This window comes from Aldersonia kunmingensis (assembly GCF_001646865.1).
GTDB lineage: Bacteria > Actinomycetota > Actinomycetes > Mycobacteriales > Mycobacteriaceae > Aldersonia > Aldersonia kunmingensis.
This window is the reverse complement of record NZ_LRRB01000187.1, coordinates 26,317-44,869: the sequence shown is the minus strand read 5'-3', so window position 1 is coordinate 44,869 and position 18,553 is coordinate 26,317. Positions and strand designations below refer to the sequence as shown.

Here is an 18,553-nt window from a genome sequence, read left to right as displayed (position 1 = left end):
CGGTGGCCGGTCGGAACCGGTCGGGTGCCCTCAGCGTCCAACAATTCGAGACAGAACTGTTCGATTCGGGGGGACGTGCGATGAGTGAGCTCGCCGCCGCAACCGCGAGTATCGCGGCCTACGGCGCCACCGCGGCCGAGATGGCCGCCGGATTGACCGGCGCCGCCGCGACGGCGGCCGTGGCCGGTCCGGAACTGCTCGGCCCGGTGTTCGGTCTCATCGGCGGTGACTTCCTCGCAGCATTCGCCACCGCGCACGCGGCACATCTCGGCGCGATCGCCGATACCTCCGCGACTCTCGCCGGAATCGGCGAAACGGCTCTCACCACCGCGGCCGAATACGCCGCGACGGACGCCGCCCATGCCGCCGGACTGGGCGCACTGAGCGCGGGGATCGGCTCGTGATCGACGCCGCCGCACTCGCCGCACCCATCACTGAACTGCTCGGCAGTTTGGGCAGCGGAGTGCTGCCCTCGGGCGGACCTGCCCATGCCTTGCGGCTCTCATCGGCCGCCGTCGACGCGGTGCATGTCATCGGACGCGACGCAATCGCCGAACTCGACGCATCGTGGCGGGGCAGGGCCGCGACCGTCGCGGTGGCCAAGGCGCAGGAGACCCAGGACTCCTCGGTGCAGATCTCCGATCGCGGCAATGCGATCGCAGAGGTGGTCAATGCTGCGAGCGCGGACGTCACCGCCGGCCTGGCCGAATTGCAGGGCATTCTGCAGTCGTTCATCTCGATCGCGGTTGCCGCGGCGCCCACCCTCGGCACTCCTGCCGGACTGGCGATGATCATCGCCGCAGCGGTCGAACACCTCGATCGTGCGCTTGTGGTCGTCGCGAAGGTGCGCGCCGAGCTGAGTGCGCACACCGCCCGGATGACCGAGCTGACCGCGCCCACGGTGCCAACCGCGCCGTCCTCGGCGACGAGCACACACGCGGCATCGGCGTCGCCGGTACAGGCCTCCGAGATCGTCGCGAAGGTGACCGGCGCGATGTCCAGCGGTTCGGGCGGGCAGGGCATCTCGAGCCTGTTCACCTCGCCCGCCTACAGCCGCGGCCGCTCCGTCGGGAGCCGGTCCGGCGGCTCCGGTGATGGGGTGGTCGCACCCAACGCCGGTCCCGGTGAGCACCGCCTCGCCGGGAAGGGTGTCGAGATCACCCTGCCCGACGGCAGCACCGCGATCGCGCCCAACGAGCAGGCCGCGACCGCGGTGCGGGCCGCGCTGAGCCAACAGGGCGTGCCCTACGTGTGGGGTGGAACCTCCCCGGGCGAGGGACTCGACTGCAGCGGGCTAACCAAGTACGCCTATGGCGAAGCCGGAGTCGAACTCCCCCGCCTCGCGCAGGAGCAGAATGTCGGCCACATCGAGGTCGGCGAGGAGGCCGTGATGCCCGGTGATCTCGTCGTCTGGGACGGCCACGTAGCCATGGTCATCGGGAACGGCCAGCTCGTCGAGGCGGGTGACCCGGTGAGCACCGGACCGATACGAACGGAGAATTGCGGCATGGCGTTCTACGGCTTTTACCGGCCGACCGCATGAGCGAGGAGAGCCCGCCCGACGCGAGCGCGCAAATTTCGCCTGCGGTCCCCGATGTCACCTGCGCGACCAGCACGAACCGCGCCGGCACGTTGTCCGTCCGCGCCACCGATCAGGGATTGCCTGTCGTAATTCACCTCGACCGGCGCGAACTGCGCTACGGCGCCGAAGCGCTGGCTGCGGAGATCCTGCGGCTGTCCCGCACCGCCGCCGTCAAGGCGCGGGCCAAGCGCCGTGTCGAGCTTGCCGAGGCCGGCATTTCCGACGAGATCCTCGACCGGCTCGGCCTGCCCACCCGCGCGGACGCGGTCCTCGCGACCAACGGCGACACAGAAGACCCGGAACTTGCCCCGGTGAGCTGGATGCGGCACATATGAGCGGCAACGAGATGGACGCACTGGTCGCTCGCGCGACCGCGCGCCTGGAAGACCTCGAGAGCGCGATGCACGGCATCGGGCAGGTTCGCGGGACCGCGACGTCCATCGACGGCCTCGTGACGGCGGAGGTTGATGGTAGCGGTGCCCTGATCGACCTTCGCATCGCGGAGGCGATCACGTCGCACCCCGTTGGCGAGATCGGCCCGCTGATCACGCGGACCTGCGCGGAAGCCGCTGCGGCCGCCGCGATCGCGCGCGCCCGGGTCGTTGAAACGTTGAACGTTCAATTCGGCGGGCAGGTCGGATGAGCGTGACGGCACAGAGTCGTTAGGCTCAGCGCCATGGCTTCTGGAGACATCGTCCCAATCGAGCTGGGTCTGACCGATGGCGACCTGGTCACCCTATGGGCACCAGCGTGGCGGGAAGGCGACGACGAGTGGGAGGCGTTCCTCGGCCACGGTGACGATCTCTACGGATTCGACTCGATCGCCGAGCTGGCCGCGTTCGTACGCACCAACTCCGATAACGACCTCGTCGACCACCCCGCATGGCGCACCGTCACCGCGCTGGCCGCTACCGAATTCGAGCCGGCCGAGAGCCACGCGTTCGACCTGATCGCCGTCCCCGAGCTCGCCGCGAGCAACCCGGACGACGATGTGCTCGACGAGCTCGATCAGACGCTCACGATGGTGCGCACCATCGGTGAGGTCTGCGAACTCGACGACGTCACCAAGTTCTTCAACGCCAACCCCGCGCTGAGCGCGGTGGGGTCCGGTTACCGCTTCTTCGAGGACCGCGAGGGCCTCGAGATCTGGGAGCGCATCGGCTCCGCCATCGCGAAGCACTGGGATGACGTGCTCGACGCGATCGACGACGTGATCGCCGTGCCCGACGTCGATGCCGCCGCTGTCGCTGTCGCGGAGTCCGAATTGGTTGCTGCCGCAGAGAACGTCGTCGAGGCCGACGACGTTTCCGACGACGAGGATGCGGAGTTCGAGACCGTGGATCTCGCCGCAGCGGCCGGTGCGGAATCGGACGAAGACGACGACGACGACGACGACGAAGACGAGGACGGCTTCTGGTCCGAGGTCGGCATCGACCCGGTGAAGATCATCACCAGCGACGGGATCTGGTTCACGCTGCGCTGCTACCTCGACGACGAACCGGTGTTCCTCGGCAGCAAGGACGCGATCACCGTCTTCTCCTCCGAGCGCGCTCTCGCCCGGTACCTCGCCGACGATCACGAGCACGACCTCGCCCGGATCAGCACCTTCGCCGACGTGCAGTCGCTCGCGGTCGACGGGTCGCTGGAGATCGAGGTCACCGACGAGAACGTCTACGTCCTCCCGGGTCTCGCCGACGACCTCGCCGACGGCCCCGAGTCCGTCGATCTTTCACAGCTCGATCTCGCGGTCGAATTGTTTACCGACGCAGCCGATTACACGGGCGACGAGGAGACCGGAGCCGCACTCGCCCCGTCGACTCCGCTCGGCTGGTACGTGTCCTACCTGCTCAACCCGGACCCGAACCGGATGGCACCCAGCCCGCCGTTCGCCGCGGAGGGACAGTCCTGGCGCGAACTCGAGCGCGAGTTCGAGGGCCGGTTGCGCAAGGCCTGACCGGGCCGCGCTTGTCTTCCAAAGGCCAAGCGCCGCAATCAGGTTCGCCTGATCAGCCGATGAGCACGGCGTAACCGGGCTTGATCACCTCGTCGATGATCCGCAGGCGATCGGGGAACGGGATGAACGCCGACTTCATCGCGTTGATGGTGAACCGTTCCAGGTCGCTCCAGCCGAATCCGAACGTCTCGACGAGCCGCAGCATCTCCTGGCTCATCGTCGTGTCGCTCATCAGCCGGTTGTCGGTGTTGACCGTCACGCGGAATCGCAACCGCGCCAGCTGCCCGAACGGGTGGTCCTCCATGCTCTTGACCGCGCCGGTCTGCACGTTCGAACTCGGACACAGCTCGAGCGGAATCCGCTTGTCCCGCACGTAGGCGGCGAGCAGTCCGAGTCGGGCGTCACCGTCGGACTCGATGATGTCGTCGGTGATGCGCACGCCGTGCCCGAGCCTGTCCGCGCCGCAAAAGGCGATCGCCTCGTGAATCGACGGCAACCCGAACGCCTCGCCCGCGTGAATGGTGAAGTGCGCGTTGCTCGCTCGCATGTACTCGAACGCATCGAGGTGGCGGCTCGGCGGGAAACCAGCTTCCGCACCGGCGATGTCGAAGCCCACCACACCCTTGTCCCGGAATCGCACCGCGAGTTCGGCGATCTCACGTGAGCGCGCCGCGTGCCGCATTGCGGTGAGCAGGCAGCCGATCCGGATCTTGCGCCCGAACGTCCCGGCCGCGGACACGCCCTGTTCGAAACCCTCGAGCACGTGCTCGACCACCTCGTCGAGCGTGAGCCCACGCTCGAGGTGCTGTTCGGGAGCGAAGCGGACTTCGGCGTACACCACGCCATCGGCAGCGAGGTCCTCGGCGCACTCACGCGCCACCCGCTGCAGTCCCTCCGGGGTCTGCATGACTGCCACCGTGTGGTCGAAGGTCTCCAAATAGCGCACCAGCGACCCGCTATCGGCGGCGTCCCGGAACCAGACCGCCAGGTCGTCCGCGGTGTCCGAAGGGAGTTCGTCGTAGCCGCAGTTCCGGGCCAATTCGAGTACGGTCGCGGGCCGCAATCCGCCGTCGAGATGGTCGTGCAACAACGCTTTGGGGGCCTGCCGGATGGAGGCCAGATCCAGTGGAGCGGGGCCGATCGACATCTGCGGAGCCGTCATGTGCCGACATTAGCCCCGATCACGGCCCGAGGCGGGGCGTGCGAAAACACGTCACACCCCGTTCACTCACCTCAGCAGATGCGGTCGAGGATGAGCGGTCGCAGCACGACAGCGTCGGTGTCCTCTACCTGCCAGGCCGATGCGAGTTCGGCACCCGCGCGCGCGAGTCGGGCCTCGTCGTCGCTGTGCAGCGTGAGCAGCGGATCACCGGCCCGCACCCGGTCCCCGGGTTTGGCGTGCATCTCGATACCGGCGCCGGCCGAGACCGGTTCGCCCGGTCGGCTTCGGCCCGCTCCGAGATGCCACGAACCCCGCCCGACCATTCCGGCGTCGAGCCTGGTCAGGACTCCACTCGCCGGCGCACGCACGATATCGCTGTGGCGCGCGGTGGGCAGCGTCGCATCCGGATCCCCACCCTGAGCGACGATCATCGCGCGCCAGCGGTCCATCGCGGTCCCGTCGGCGAGCCGGTCCGCCGGATCGATTCCGTCGATGCCCGCGGCGAGCAGCATTTCCCGCGCGAGTGCGAGCGTCAGCTCCACCACGTCGGCGGGGCCACCACCCGCGAGCACCTCGACCGATTCCGCGACCTCGAGCGCGTTTCCGGCGGTCCGCCCGAGCGGGGTCTCCATATCGGTGACGAGGGCAACGGTGCGCAGGCCCGCGTCGAGTCCGATCTGCACCATCCGGGCGGCGAGTTCGTCGGCGTCCGCACGCTCGGTCATGAAAGCACCGCTGCCCACCTTCACGTCCAGCACGAGCGCACCGGTGCCCTCGGCGATCTTCTTGCTCATGATCGAGCTAGCGATCAGGGGGATCGACTCGACTGTTCCGGTGATGTCGCGCAACGCGTAGAGCCTCTTGTCGGCAGGCGCGAGATCGGCTCCCGCCGCACAGATGACCGCGCCGATCGCCGGGTCGGTGAGGATCGTGCGCATCCGTTCGGTGGACAGGTCCGCCTGCCAGCCGGGGATCGCCTCCAATTTGTCGAGCGTGCCGCCGGTGTAGCCGAGCCCACGGCCGGCGAGCTGCGGCACTGCCGCGCCGCACGCGGCGACCAGCGGCGCGACCGGAAGGGTGATCTTGTCCCCAACCCCGCCGGTGGAGTGCTTGTCGACCGTGGGCAGCGGCAGATCGGTGAAGTCCATGCGACTGCCGGAGTCCATCATCGCCGTGGTCCACCGGGCGGTCTCGGTGCGGTTCATGCCCCGCCACATGATCGCCATCGCAAGCGCGGACATCTGCTCGTCGGCAACCGTGCCCCGGGTGAACCCGTCGATCACCCAGTCGATCTGCGCATCGGTGAGCGCATTCCCGTCGCGCTTGGCCCGGATGATCGAAACGGCGTCATGGTCATGCACGAGACGCGAACCTACCCGCCGATCGGGCATCCGGCGCCCCGGCTTGCCGCGCGCTCGTTGTGCGGAGTGAACGGAAGCGTTCACTCCGTCTAACGCAACAAATCTTCCGTTCGCGGGCGGTTCGGAGCGCGCACTCGTTGCGGGGTGAATGGAAGCATTCGTCCCGTCCAACGCAACGAATCTTCCATTCACGAGTCACCAAACTTCGCGGGCGGACGGTATCTACAGTCCCGAAAACTCGGCGGCAGTCGTATGCGCGCAGGAAAATGGAACACGATGTTCCGGCGAAACCGTCCCCTTCCCCACGAAGCAGCGACCCGTGGTTTCTACCGCGACACGGGTCGGGACTTCGAGGTCCGCATCATGCTCGGGCGCTCGAACGCCGGCGGCACCGACCCAGGCGAGGTGCTCGCGGCGATCGCCGCGGTCGGTGAGCACGACAACGTCCGCTGGTACACCACATGGCACGACCTCGGTCTGCGGATGCTCCGCGTCGCGGACGAGTGCGCCGCCGCCGGACACCGGGTAAGTGCGGCCTCGGCCTACCTCCGCGCGTCGTCCTACCTCACTTCCGCAGTCAACGCAGTCGACGGCCTGGATTCCGACGACGCGCTACTCCCCACGTTCCGGGAACACCGCCGGGCCTGGGAGCGGTTCATCGATTTGTCACCGCACCCCGCCGAGCGTGTGACGATCCCCTACGAGAACACGACGCTCCCCGGTTGGTTCTTCGGTCCCGCGCACGCCGAGGGAACCCGCCCAACGTTCGTCATGGTCAATGGCAGCGACGGCGACGTCGGCACGCTGTGGTCTTGGGGCGGCGCGGGTGCTGTGGCGCGCGGCTACAACGTCCTGATATTCGATGGCCCGGGACAGCAGTCGATGCTTTTCGAACGGGGTGTGCCTTTCCGGCCGGACTGGGAGAACGTGCTCACGCCCGTGCTGGACTTCGTGCTCACACTGCCGGGTGTCGACCCGGACCAAGTGGTCGTGTACGGCGTCAGCCAGGCCGGCTACTGGTTGCCGCGGGCACTCGCCTTCGAACATCGCTTCGCCGCGGCGGTGGCGGACCCGGGCGTGGTGAGCGTCATCGATTCCTGGCTGGCCAATTTCCCCGAATTCCTGCGCAAACTGTTCGAGACGGGCGAGAAGAAGAAGTTCGACCGCTTGATGCGGGTTCTCATGCGCCTGTCCAAGCAGACTGGGCACCTCTACCGATTCCGCGCCCGTCCGTACGGCATCGACGGTTATTACGACACGCTCGCCGAGGTGAAGAAATACGACCTCACCGAGGTCGCAGCATCGATCGACACTCCACTGCTGATCACGGACCCGGACGATGAGCAGTTCTGGCCCGCGCAGTCACCGCGCCTGGCCGAGTTGGTCGGCGCCAATGCCACCCTCGTCCGGTTCACCACCGAGGAGGGTGCGAATTGGCATTGCCAGCCGATGGCTCGGGCGCTGACCGACCAGCGGATGTTCGATTGGCTCGACGATCGGCTTGCTGAGCGCAGCCGGTAGCGCCGAATCTCCTACTCACACACCGCAACCGGCGTGTGTGAGCCAAACCCAACGAAATGTGAGCTGCGTTACGTCGGGAGCTCGCCAGCCGCAATATCGTCCGGCCCGAAAGCATCGGGCAGCAACGCATTCAACTCGACGGGCCCGCCACGATGGTCGACGAGCAACTCTCGCCCGCCGTGCTCGAGCAAAAGCTGCCGGCACCGCCCGCACGGCATAAGAATCTCGCCCCGGCTGTTGCTACAGGTGAACGCGATTAGGCGCCCGCCGCCCGAGGAATGGAGGTTACCGATGAGTACACATTCTGCGCAGAGCCCTAGTCCGTATGAGACATTTTCCACATTGCATCCGACGATGATCCGGCCATCGGACACGAGCGCCGCGGCCCCGACGGGAAACCTGGAGTACGGCGCGTACGCCCGCCGCATCACATCGGATGCGTTGGCACGCAATGCCTTCCAGTCGACATCTGGCAATGGAGCCGCCTTTCCGGCACCGCGTAGCGGGCTTTCGACCCGCCATTGCCGCGCCCTTTCATATTTGGACAGGCAAACCTAATAAACGCTCCGAGCGCAGAACGTACGGCCGACCGCGCTAGTTCCCGGGTTTCGCAGGGGATTAAAGTTCACCACAGCCGGTTCAGGTTCGCGTCGAGCCGGAGCGCGCGGTTCTCGCCCGCCCCAGTGCTGATACCCACACTCGACGTCACATGGCCTTGCCGCGCACATCGACGACGTTGGAGGCACTGCATTCGATGACTAGCACGACGGAAGCGGCTCCGGCGCAGGAGTCCAAGCGGACCTTGTACCGGGGCGACCCGGGCATGTGGTCCTGGGTTTTGCACCGCATCACAGGCGTGGCGGTGTTCTTCTTCCTGTTCGTTCACGTTCTCGACACCGCTCTGGTCCGGGTCAATCCGGACACCTATGACAGCGTCATCGAGACCTACAAGAACCCGCTCGTCGGCCTGATGGAGCTCGGCCTCGTTGCCGCGGTGCTCTACCACGCGCTGAACGGTGTGCGCGTGATGCTGGTCGACTTCTGGTCGAAGGGGCCCAAGTACCAGCGCGTCATGCTCTGGGTGATCCTCGCCGTCTGGTTCGTCGTGATGGTGCCCGGCGCGGCGCGCATCTTCTACAACATGTTTGCGGGGCACTGATGGCTGAAGCAAAGGTTCTCGCGCGGTCCTACGACCGCCCCGCCAGCCTGGACAACCCGCGTTCGCCGCGCCGCAAGGCGAAGGGCAACTTCGAGCTCTACGCGTGGCTGTTCATGCGGTTCTCCGGCCTCGCCCTGATGGTGCTGGTCTTCGGCCACCTCTTCATCATGCTGATGCTCGACGAGGGTGTGCACCGGATCAACTTCGCGTTCGTCGCCGGTCGCTGGTCCTCGCCGTTCTGGCAGTTCTGGGATCTGACGATGCTCTGGCTCGCGCAGCTGCACGGCGGTAACGGACTGCGCACGATCATTGCGGACTACTCGCGCAAGGACTCGACGCGGTTCTGGCTGAACACGCTGCTGGTGCTGTCGATGATTCTCATCATGGGCCTCGGCACCTACGTGATCTTCACCTTCGATCCCAACATCCCGGCCAACTAGGGGAGCACAGCTCAAATGCAGCAACATCGGTATGACGTCGTCATCGTCGGCGCCGGCGGCGCGGGCATGCGGGCGGCGATCGAAGCCGGCCCACGCGCCCGGACGGCGGTGCTGACCAAGCTCTACCCGACCCGCAGCCACACCGGCGCGGCCCAGGGCGGCATGTGCGCCGCGCTGGCGAACGTCGAGGAAGACAACTGGGAGTGGCACACCTTCGACACCGTCAAGGGCGGCGACTACCTCGCCGACCAGGACGCCGTCGAAATCATGGCCAAGGAGGCCATCGACGCGGTCCTCGACCTCGAGAAGATGGGTCTGCCGTTCAACCGGACCCCCGAGGGCAAGATCGACCAGCGTCGTTTCGGTGGCCACACCCGTGACCACGGCAAGGCGCCCGTCCGCCGTGCGTGTTACGCCGCGGACCGCACCGGCCACATGATCCTGCAGACGCTGTACCAAAACTGCGTCAAGCACGACGTGGAGTTCTACAACGAGTTCTACGCGCTCGACATCGTGATGACCGAGACCGAACGCGGCCTGACCGCGACCGGCGTCATCGCCTACGAGCTCGCGACCGGCGAACTGCACATCTTCGAGGCCAAGAGCATCGTCTTCGCGACCGGTGGTTCCGGACGCATGTACAAGACAACCTCGAACGCGCACACCCTGACCGGCGACGGCATGGGCATCATCTTCCGCAAGGGCCTGCCGCTCGAGGACATGGAATTCCACCAGTTCCATCCGACAGGTCTTGCCGGTCTGGGCATCCTCATCTCCGAGGCGGTCCGCGGCGAGGGCGGCATCCTGCGCAACGCCGATGGCGAGCGCTTCATGGAGCGCTACGCCCCCACTATCAAGGACCTCGCGCCGCGTGACATCGTCGCCCGCTCCATGGTGCTCGAGGTGCTCGAAGGCCGCGGCGCCGGTCCGAACAAGGACTACGTCTACATCGACGTCACGCACCTCGGTGAGGACGTCCTCGAGGAGAAGCTCCCAGACATCACCGAGTTCGCCCGCACCTACCTCGGTGTGGACCCGGTGACCGAGCTCGTCCCGGTGTTCCCGACCTGCCACTACGTGATGGGCGGCATCCCGACCCGGATCAACGGCGAGGTGCTGCGCAACAACGACGAGATCGTGCACGGCCTGTACGCCGCCGGCGAGTGCGCCTGCGTGTCGGTGCACGGCGCGAACCGCCTCGGCACCAACTCGCTGCTGGACATCAACGTCTTCGGCCGTCGTGCGGGCATCGCCGCCGCCGAGTACGCGCTCCGCCACGACCACGTCGAGGTGCCCGAGGAGTCGACCTCGACCGTCGAGGGCTGGCTGGACAAGATCCTCGACGGCAACGGCCACGAGCGCGTCGCGGACATCCGCACCGAACTGCAGCGTTCGATGGACAACAACGCTTCGGTGTTCCGCACCGAGGACACGCTCAAGCAGGCGCTCGCCGACATTCAGGCGCTCAAGGAGCGTTACGACCGAATCACGGTGCAGGACAAGGGCAAGCGCTACAACAGCGACCTGCTCGAGGCCGTAGAGCTTGCGTTCCTGCTCGAGCTCGCCGAGGTCACCGTGGTCGGCGCGCTCAACCGCAAGGAATCGCGTGGCGGCCACGCGCGCGAGGACTACCCGGACCGCGACGACGTCAACTACATGCGACACACCATGGCGTACAAGGAGAGTGACGCGCTGATCGCGGACATTCGCCTCGACTACAAGCCGGTGGTGCAGACCCGCTACGAGCCGATGGAGCGCAAGTACTGATGACGACCTCTATCGAAAAGCCGCAGAGCACGGGTACCACGCCGCCACCGGTGCCCGAGGGCTCGGTCATGATCACGATGAAGATCGCGCGGTTCAACCCGGAGGACGAACTCGGCGCGCACTGGGACAGCTTCCAGGTCCCCTGCCTGCCGACCGACCGGCTGCTGAACCTGCTGATCTACGTGAAGTCCTACCTCGACGGCACGCTCACTTTCCGTCGTTCCTGCGCGCACGGCGTGTGCGGGTCCGACGCGATGCGGATCAACGGCGTCAACCGGCTCGCGTGCAAGGTGCTGATGCGCGACATGCTGTCCAAGGACGGCAAGTCGCTCACCATCACGGTTGAGCCGATCCGTGGCCTCCCGGTCGAAAAGGACCTGGTCGTCAACATGGAGCCGTTCTTCGACGCGTTCCGTGCGGTGAAGCCTTACCTGATCACCACGGGTAACACGCCGACCCGCGAGCGGATCCAGTCGCAGGCCGACCGCGCCCGTTTCGACGACACCACCAAGTGCATCCTGTGCGCCTGCTGCACCACCTCGTGCCCGGTGTACTGGAACGACGGCAGCTACTTCGGTCCTGCCGCCATCGTCAACGCGCACCGCTTCATCTTCGACAGCCGTGACGAGGCCGCCTCCGAGCGTCTCGACATCCTCAACGACGTCGAGGGTGTGTGGCGCTGCCGCACCACCTTCAACTGCACCGATGCCTGCCCGCGTGGCATCGAGGTGACCAAGGCGATCCAAGAGGTCAAGCGCGCGCTGTTGTTCGCGCGCTAGGGTTTTCACGCCTGAGCTCTGATCGGGGCGCAGTCGGCTGTCGAGCCGGCTGCGCCCCGTTTCTCGTTTGCGCGGAACCGATCGCATTCGCGATGAGTCCTATTTATGGGGGACATCGCGAGGCGATCGGGGGGAACGATGAGCGAGCAGGTTCGGGTCGAGCCGGACGCGCTGCGCGCTGTCGCGCCCCGGTTCGCGGAGCTATCCGACGCTGTCGAATCCGCCCGGCAGACACTGGCTTCCGCGCTCTCCGCCGAGGGGGAATGCTGGGGCGCGGATGAGTCCGGCGAATCGTTCGCGAAGGGTTATGCGGACGATGTCTCGCCAACAGTGGACGCCATCGCCTCACTGGTGACCGTGCTGGACTCGATCCGTCAGCGCCTGGTCACGACCGCCGACAACTACGACGCAACCGACTCCCGTACCGCCGTCAATCTCGACGGAATCGGCTGATGGGCATAGAGATTCCCGGATGGCTCCGGTCCGTCTCCTCGATCGCCGTCGACTCCGACTGGCCGGACGGCGACGAGACTGCGATGCGACGGCTCGCCGACAGCTGGACGACCACGGCCGCCACGCTCAACCAGCTCGACACCGAGGGCACCGAGGCCATGGCGAAGGCGCTCGCCGCGATCGACGGCGACACGCACGACGCCATGGATGCGTTATGGGACATGATCGGTGGCGACGGCGCACTCGGCGATCTCGTCGAGTTCTGCGAGCATCTCGCCGACACACTCGACGAGGGCGCCACCGACATCGAGCACGCCAAGCTCATGATCATTGCCGCGCTTGTCATCCTGGCCGCGGAACTCGCTGCGGCAGCGGCGACCCTCGTGGTGACGCTTGGCGCAAGCTCGGGCGCGGCGGTCGCGGCTCAGGCGGCCACCCAGGTCACAGTGCGGATGATCATTCGCCAGCTCGTGCAGAAACTGCTGTCGCAGCTCACCGTCGCGGCTGCGAAGCAGTTGGCGTTCGCTGCAGCGAAGCACGCACTGATCGGCGCGGCCACGCAGGGTGGGCTCGACGCCGCCATCCAGGGTGGACAATGGCTGACCGGCAGGCGCAACGACATCAACGTCGGTTCGATCGGAAGATCGGCGTTGTCCGGCGCGGTCGACGAGGTCGTTTCCAGCGGAGTGAGCAGCGGGCTCGGCGGCGCGCTGCCCGATGCCGCCACTCCCCTGGGCAAACTCGCGACCACTACCGGGGTCGAGGCAGCGGCCGGTGCTGCCGGGTCCGTTGCCTCCACTGCGGCGTCCGGAGACGAGGTCACCTGGGAGACCGTGACATCCGGGGCGATCGGTGGCGGCATCAGTGGGATGAAGGACGGCGGTACGCACGCTGCGCCGCATATCGACACGGATTCGACAGCCGCGTCGACCACGCCGTCAGCTCCGGACGTGCCGCCCGAGCACGCGAATAATGCTGCACCCGATCCCGATTCGGCTCGGGCATCGACGCAACCAGGATCGGAGCCGCCTGGCTCGGTGGCGTCCGAGCCGGCCGGCAGTGAACCGCACTCGCAACCGGGAACCCAGGACACGGCATCGGCGGCATCACCCGAGCCCGTAACGGCCGCACCGCATTCGGAACCGGTGCACACCAATCCCACCGAGGTGGTGACACAGCCTGGCACGCAGGTCACGTCCAGTGCGGATCCCGCTTCGACACACGCGAGTTCGGTATCCACCGCGCCCTCCCCCGTCGCTGCGACCACGCCAACCACTCCGGAGGCAGGGACAATCGGACCGGCGACATCGGCACCAGCCGCATCGCCCGCCGCCACCACACCGGCAGCGCCTTCGCCGAGCGCCCCAATCAGCCTGAGCGCCACACAGTCTCCTGCTGCACCGAGCGCGGTTGTGAATAGTCCCGCGACAAGCGCGCCCACCGCTGCGCCGAGCGTCGGTTCCGCCGCACAGTCGATTGCCACACCACACGGGCCGGCATCCCCGCACACATCGGCGGCACCCCACACTTCGGTGGCACCACAGCCGCCCGCGACTCCGACCGCCCGGCCCGAGATCGTCCGGGCACCGGAGGCCCCGGCGGATCAGCGCCCTACACCGGCCCGCGCGCCCGAGACACCGGTTATTCGCAACCTGCACACCGCACCGGACGCCGCGGTTGTCTCGGTTGCGGACACGCTTCGGCACACGAACGGGAACGGCGCGCCACCGGATGGACCGGCAGGGCCGGGCGTCCTGCCGGATGATTCGGCGCCAGAAGCACAGTTCGTCACACTCGAGGACGGCACCGAGCACGAAATCTCGTTTTCACGAGAACAGTTGGAAGCCGAGCCGTCTCGGTTCGAAGCGGCCGACGCCTGGCTCGCCGAGCGCGGCCTCACGCGGGACGACGTTCAGCCGCTGCCCGTCCAGGAGCCCTTTGCTCCCGAGAAACCTGCCTTTGCGATGCGCTTCACACTCGACAGCCACGACGACTTGGACGCTCCGGACGGCCACCTGTCAACGATGTCCGGTCACGGCCCAAGTTTCGATCCCGAATACGGCTATCCGTTCACCGATACCGGATTCACCGCGAGCGAGCGGCACGCAGTTCCCGAATACTTCCTCAGTGAAGCGGCTGCGATGAACAAGGGTCCCGAGATGTACCAGATCAACCCCGATGGAACCGAAAGAATGATCGCAGTCCTTTCCAACGGGATGAGATGGACCAAGGTGACAAGTTGACTGAGCGACTCCCGCGGATGAGCGGAATCTATGACACTTGCCAACTCACCGACTTCGAGGAAGTTGAGACCGAAATGCCGCTACCCGGACAGGACTCGCAATGACCACCGACGGAACGAGCATCGAGGGCGACGCACCGGACGCGAGGCGGCCGCGCATCAGCGGACTGTACGCAACGTGGCGCGGCACTGAGTACTACGCGCGGTTCGTGCGCGACAACCTGTACATCTACACGCGCGAGACGCCATTGCCGGCTGGATTCAAGACTTCGGTTTTGAGCTTCTTCGCGGGCCAACTCAGGGTGCCCGGCAACGAGATCGACAAGCTGATTCGGCTGGAATCCATCTGCAAGTACCGCGCCGAATCGTTCGAGATCACGAACATCGTCGGCGACATCGCGTACCTCAACTACCGAGGGGAGAGCCTCGTCCGCGTCGCACTCTGGCCCAATATGGAGCAGACCGACAAGTACGAGGTCCAGGGCGAAGCGCCCCTGGCGGAACTCACCGACCTCGAAGAAGTCAAGACCGAACTCCCGCTCCCCGACCAGGACTCGCGTTGACGACGGAAGACCGCCGGATCGACCACGGCGAATCGCCTAGGTCGAGACCGATCGCCCCCTTCCCGGCCGGGAATGACTCGACCTGAAATGTTCACCAACTGCCGCTAGGCTCCGCTCGCCCAGACACCGATTACGAGGAGAACGAGACCGACGTGGCCCTCCGAGAACAGGACCAACGATGACCGCCCCACCCGGGAAACCCGTTTGGCAGCAGGTGCTTTGCATCGCCGAGGGCGACCAACTTCGCGCCAACGCCGTCTCGCCCTACTACGGCGGGCTGCCCGATGTAGTGCAGGGTTTCGTGACGATGGCCAAGCACACCGCGCACCTGCGCGGGTCGGAAGCGTTGCTTCGGGTGCTGCGCATGGATTACCCGGGATCGCCTTTCGGTCCGAGCGATCCGGTCTACGCGGTGCGCTTCACCACCGATTCGGTCGCGAGCGTGTTCTCCACGGACAAGCCGATGGCGCGCAGCATGGGCCGGGATGGCGGCGCCGACCTCGGCTACGGGCCGCCCTACACCGGCAACGGCTTCACCGGCACGGCCGAGTTCACCATTCCCGAGTTCTGGATGGTCGACGGTGTGCTCGATCCCCTCGCCGAACTCTGGTACGTCCCGCCCACCGATGGTGAACGACTCGCTGCGGTCCTGACCGCGAGCAAGGAATGGGTGGGGGTGGCCGGCTTTGACCATTGAGCGCCCCCGCGCGTCCGGGTTCTACGCCACCTTCGAAGGCCGCCAGTTCCACGCCACAACGTCCGGGCTCAGTGTCGTCCTCCGCGCGTACGGGGGCGAGAGCCTCCCGCCGGGATTCGGGCCGTCCGCCATTCCCACGGTCGCGGGCACGCGCGTCGTTTCGCGTAGCGCGCTCGACGAGCTGGTCTACGTCAAGTCGATGTGCACCTGGCAGAACGAGCCGTTCAGCATCGTCCATGTCGACCGCAACCTGCTGTACGTCTTCTACATCGGCGAGAAGGGCGACTGGGCATGCAACCAGCCCGGGATGTTCCGCACGGGAAAGCTCGAGACCAGCGGATACATCGATCAATCGGCATGCACCGAGATCGTCGAGTTCGTCAACCCGATCCCGGTGAAGTAGGACCGGTGCGGAACGGAACGCCACCCCACACCGGGACGGCACAGTGACGCAGCATGCGTTCGTGGCAACCGGTGAGGTTCGGCGCGGCTTTTGGTGACGCCCGAGCGCGTGACCTACGCTCCACACGCAATGAGTGTGCGTGTATTCGGTTCGGTGATGCTGGCCGCAGCCCTGATCGGGCTGGGGTGCGCTCCCGCGGCGGCACAGCCGGAATCACCGAGTACGACGCCGCCGTTCACCACGCCGAACACCGATACCTGCCCGTTCAAGCAGGCGCCGGCCCCCGCGATCGACCTCTCCGAGGTCCCCGCGCCCGGAGACCCGATTCCGGGTCCGCTCGCCGTTCCGACCGATGTTGTCGGCGGCGACACCCTCGCGGGATGCGGTGTGCTCACCCCGGCGGGCTCGCCGCCCGTGCCGGCCGACATCTCGGCGACGTCGTGGGTGGTGTCCGATCTCGACACCGGGCAGGTTCTCGCGGCCAAGGATCCGCACGGCCGTTACCGGCCCGCGAGCACGATCAAGATCCTGCTGTCGATCGTCGCGTTGCGCGAACTCGATCTCGACAAGACCGTGGTTGGCACGACCGCCGACTCCGATGTGGAGGGCACGCGGGTCGGGATCGGACCGGGTGGCCGGTACACCAACAGTCAGCTGATGCATGCGCTGGTGATGGCGTCGGGCAATGACGCCGCACATGCGATCGCCGCCCAGCTCGGCGGCGACGCCGCGACGGTCGCGAAGATGAACGAGGTCGCCGCGTCTCTCGGCGCGCGCGACACCAGAGCCGCGACTCCCTCGGGTCTCGACGGCCCCGGCATGTCCAGCTCGGCCTACGACCTCGCGCTGCTGTACCGCGAGGCCATGCGGATCCCGACGTTCGCCGAACTCGTACACACCGAGCAGTTCGACTTCCCCGGCTTCCCGCCGGACCCGCGCATCCCCGACGACAAGGACCACCCAGGGTTCCCGATCGCGAACGACAATCAGCTGCTCTACAACTACGACGGCGCGCTCGGTGGGAAAACCGGTTTCACCGATGACGCCCGGCACACGTTCGTCGCCGGTGCCGAACGCGACGGCCGCCGCCTCGGCGTGACGCTGATGGCCGCCGAAGTGCTGCCCGTCCGGCCGTGGCAGCAGGGCGCCCGGTTGCTCGACTATGGGTTCGCGCTCCCCCGAGCTGCGTCGATCGGCACCCTGAGCGCCACCCAGACCGGCGACGGTGCAGCGAAGAAGAAGTCCGACTCCTGGCCGACGAACGGGTCGGCCGCGGCGACCCTTGCCGCACCGCCCGCGGACTCGATCGAAGACCACGCCACGACCGGCTCGTCCAGTGACGCCGACGCCGCCCGCCTTGCCGTCATTTTCGTCGGCTCGCTGCTCGTCCTGGTACTCGTGTTGATCGCGGCGGCGCTCTCACGCAAACGGCGCTGACAGAGCACGTAGGCGCTCCGCGGGCTCCGCGCCAGGGCTACTTCTTTCGGCGTAGTCCCGAGAGCCCGAGTGCGGCAAGCGCACCTGCTCCCACCAGCGCAACCCCTCCGGCCACCGAAGGTCCACCCCGGACCGCGAGCCGCGGCGAAATCACCGCGCCCGACGGTGGCGGCACCGGGGCCATGGCCAGATTCTCCTGAGCCGTCGCCGCCCACGCTGTCGCGAACAGGATGATCCGCGAGGTGAAGTAGGCGAAGACCATGATGCCGATGATCGGTCCGAAGGCGATACCGGCCGGACCGCGCAGCACGATGTTCAGATAGATCACGCCGAACTGTTTGAACACCTCGAATCCGACCGCAGCGATCAGCGCGGCCCGCGCGGCACTCCGGAAGGTCACCGGTTCGCGCGGCAGCCGGGCAATCACCCAGACCATCACCGCCCATGACGCCATGATGCCGACGACAATGCTGAGCACTCGGAAGGTGACGCCAACCCCCGGCGCATCCTCGAGATTCAGCCATTCGAGCACCTGCCGCAGCAGGCTTCCGGAACCGACCGCGGCGACGCCGAACGACACGATCAGCGCGATACCGAGTCCGATGAGCGCCCCGAGATCGGAGATCTTCGTCCTGATCCAGTTGCCTTGTTCGTGCTGCTGATCCCACTGCTCGGTCAGCGCGGCGCGCAAGTTGTTCACCCAGCCCAGCCCGGCGTAGAGCGCGACCAGCAGGCCGAGCACACCGACGGTCGCGCGCGCTGCGATCGCTTGATCGATGATGTCGTTGAGCTGGTCGCCCATGTTGCCCGGCGCGTTCTCGACGATCTTGTCCTGCGCCTCGGTGAGCAATTCCGGGTTGCCGGCGAGGACGAATCCCGCGACGGCAAAGCCGACCATCAGCAGCGGAAACAGCGCGAGAACGGTGAAGTAGGTGATGCCGGCCGCGTAATGGTCACCGCGCTGGTTCTGGTACCGCTCCCACGCCCGCAGCACATGATCGATCCATGGCCGTTGCCGCACCCGCTGCAGCGT

General features: G+C 66.8%; 20 protein-coding genes. 16 read left to right on the top strand and 4 right to left on the bottom strand.

What is annotated here, in order from left to right:
- The 5 genes from A8G08_RS14255 to A8G08_RS14235 all read left to right on the top strand — a co-directional run.
- A partial coding sequence (locus A8G08_RS14255; protein ID WP_245672829.1) for a type VII secretion target occupies positions 1 to 404 on the top strand: 404 nt, incomplete at its 5' end.
- The gene (locus A8G08_RS14250) at positions 401 to 1,543 is read left to right on the top strand and encodes a C40 family peptidase (protein ID WP_068275070.1); all 1,143 of its coding nucleotides are present in this window, start codon (positions 401 to 403) and stop codon (positions 1,541 to 1,543) included. The genes A8G08_RS14255 and A8G08_RS14250, both read left to right, overlap by 4 nt.
- The gene (locus A8G08_RS14245; RefSeq protein WP_068275067.1) at positions 1,540 to 1,917 is read left to right on the top strand and encodes a hypothetical protein; all 378 of its coding nucleotides are present in this window, start codon (positions 1,540 to 1,542) and stop codon (positions 1,915 to 1,917) included. The genes A8G08_RS14250 and A8G08_RS14245 overlap by 4 nt, the downstream gene beginning before the upstream one ends.
- The gene (locus A8G08_RS14240; RefSeq protein ID WP_068275065.1) at positions 1,914 to 2,225 is read left to right on the top strand and encodes a YbaB/EbfC family nucleoid-associated protein; all 312 of its coding nucleotides are present in this window, start codon (positions 1,914 to 1,916) and stop codon (positions 2,223 to 2,225) included. The genes A8G08_RS14245 and A8G08_RS14240 overlap by 4 nt, the downstream gene beginning before the upstream one ends.
- A gap of 33 nt (positions 2,226 to 2,258) precedes the next feature.
- Complete coding sequence (locus tag A8G08_RS14235; protein ID WP_068275062.1) at positions 2,259 to 3,536, top strand: primosomal protein; 1,278 nt, start codon at positions 2,259 to 2,261, stop codon at positions 3,534 to 3,536.
- Between the two features lie 52 nt (positions 3,537 to 3,588).
- On the opposite strand, the gene A8G08_RS14230 is transcribed toward A8G08_RS14235, so the two are convergent.
- Complete coding sequence (locus A8G08_RS14230) at positions 3,589 to 4,698, bottom strand: adenosine deaminase (protein ID WP_068275059.1); 1,110 nt, start codon at positions 4,696 to 4,698, stop codon at positions 3,589 to 3,591.
- A gap of 71 nt (positions 4,699 to 4,769) precedes the next feature.
- Positions 4,770 to 6,059, bottom strand: a complete 1,290-nt coding sequence (locus A8G08_RS14225; protein WP_245672828.1) for a thymidine phosphorylase — start codon at positions 6,057 to 6,059, stop codon at positions 4,770 to 4,772.
- Positions 6,060 to 6,335: 276 nt separating this feature from the next.
- On the opposite strand from A8G08_RS14225, the gene A8G08_RS14220 reads away from it, so the two are divergent.
- Entirely contained in the window at positions 6,336 to 7,580 is a 1,245-nt protein-coding gene (locus A8G08_RS14220; protein ID WP_068275053.1) for an alpha/beta hydrolase family protein, read from the top strand.
- 68 nt (positions 7,581 to 7,648) lie between these two features.
- Here the strand turns inward: A8G08_RS14220 and A8G08_RS14215 are convergent, their stop codons facing one another.
- Positions 7,649 to 8,056: a cytidine deaminase gene (locus A8G08_RS14215; protein ID WP_068275050.1), complete on the bottom strand. Its 408-nt coding sequence runs from the start codon at positions 8,054 to 8,056 to the stop codon at positions 7,649 to 7,651.
- A gap of 347 nt (positions 8,057 to 8,403) precedes the next feature.
- Between A8G08_RS14215 and sdhC the strand changes: the two genes are divergently transcribed.
- The 10 genes from sdhC to A8G08_RS14165 all read left to right on the top strand — a co-directional run bounded on the left by sdhC (position 8,404) and on the right by A8G08_RS14165 (position 17,520).
- Positions 8,404 to 8,739: a succinate dehydrogenase, cytochrome b556 subunit gene (gene sdhC, locus A8G08_RS14210; protein ID WP_068275092.1), complete on the top strand. Its 336-nt coding sequence runs from the start codon at positions 8,404 to 8,406 to the stop codon at positions 8,737 to 8,739.
- Positions 8,739 to 9,179 carry a succinate dehydrogenase hydrophobic membrane anchor subunit gene (locus A8G08_RS14205; RefSeq protein WP_068275047.1) on the top strand — a complete coding sequence of 147 codons (441 nt, stop codon included), beginning with the start codon at positions 8,739 to 8,741 and terminating at the stop codon, positions 9,177 to 9,179. The genes sdhC and A8G08_RS14205 overlap by 1 nt, the downstream gene beginning before the upstream one ends.
- A 15-nt stretch (positions 9,180 to 9,194) precedes the next feature.
- On the top strand, positions 9,195 to 10,946 hold the full coding sequence (gene sdhA, locus A8G08_RS14200; protein WP_068275044.1) for a succinate dehydrogenase flavoprotein subunit: 1,752 nt from the start codon (positions 9,195 to 9,197) through the stop codon (positions 10,944 to 10,946).
- The gene (locus tag A8G08_RS14195; protein ID WP_068275041.1) at positions 10,946 to 11,725 is read left to right on the top strand and encodes a succinate dehydrogenase iron-sulfur subunit; all 780 of its coding nucleotides are present in this window, start codon (positions 10,946 to 10,948) and stop codon (positions 11,723 to 11,725) included. The genes sdhA and A8G08_RS14195 overlap by 1 nt, the downstream gene beginning before the upstream one ends.
- A 138-nt stretch (positions 11,726 to 11,863) precedes the next feature.
- Positions 11,864 to 12,178, top strand: coding sequence for a WXG100 family type VII secretion target (locus A8G08_RS14190; RefSeq protein ID WP_068275038.1), 315 nt, complete (start codon positions 11,864 to 11,866; stop codon positions 12,176 to 12,178).
- Positions 12,178 to 14,421: a WXG100-like domain-containing protein gene (locus A8G08_RS14185; protein ID WP_068275035.1), complete on the top strand. Its 2,244-nt coding sequence runs from the start codon at positions 12,178 to 12,180 to the stop codon at positions 14,419 to 14,421. The genes A8G08_RS14190 and A8G08_RS14185 overlap by 1 nt, the downstream gene beginning before the upstream one ends.
- 100 nt (positions 14,422 to 14,521) lie before the next feature.
- Complete coding sequence (locus tag A8G08_RS14180) at positions 14,522 to 14,983, top strand: hypothetical protein (RefSeq protein WP_068275032.1); 462 nt, start codon at positions 14,522 to 14,524, stop codon at positions 14,981 to 14,983.
- Between the two features lie 178 nt (positions 14,984 to 15,161).
- Positions 15,162 to 15,680, top strand: coding sequence for a hypothetical protein (locus tag A8G08_RS14175; protein WP_068275029.1), 519 nt, complete (start codon positions 15,162 to 15,164; stop codon positions 15,678 to 15,680).
- Entirely contained in the window at positions 15,670 to 16,083 is a 414-nt protein-coding gene (locus A8G08_RS14170; RefSeq protein WP_068275026.1) for a hypothetical protein, read from the top strand. The genes A8G08_RS14175 and A8G08_RS14170 overlap by 11 nt, the downstream gene beginning before the upstream one ends.
- 129 nt (positions 16,084 to 16,212) lie before the next feature.
- Positions 16,213 to 17,520 carry a D-alanyl-D-alanine carboxypeptidase family protein gene (locus tag A8G08_RS14165; RefSeq protein ID WP_068275023.1) on the top strand — a complete coding sequence of 436 codons (1,308 nt, stop codon included), beginning with the start codon at positions 16,213 to 16,215 and terminating at the stop codon, positions 17,518 to 17,520.
- A 37-nt stretch (positions 17,521 to 17,557) separates the two neighbouring features.
- On the opposite strand, the gene yhjD is transcribed toward A8G08_RS14165, so the two are convergent.
- The gene (gene yhjD / locus A8G08_RS14160; protein ID WP_245672827.1) at positions 17,558 to 18,541 is read right to left on the bottom strand and encodes an inner membrane protein YhjD; all 984 of its coding nucleotides are present in this window, start codon (positions 18,539 to 18,541) and stop codon (positions 17,558 to 17,560) included.
- Between the last annotated feature and the right edge of the window lie 12 nt (positions 18,542 to 18,553).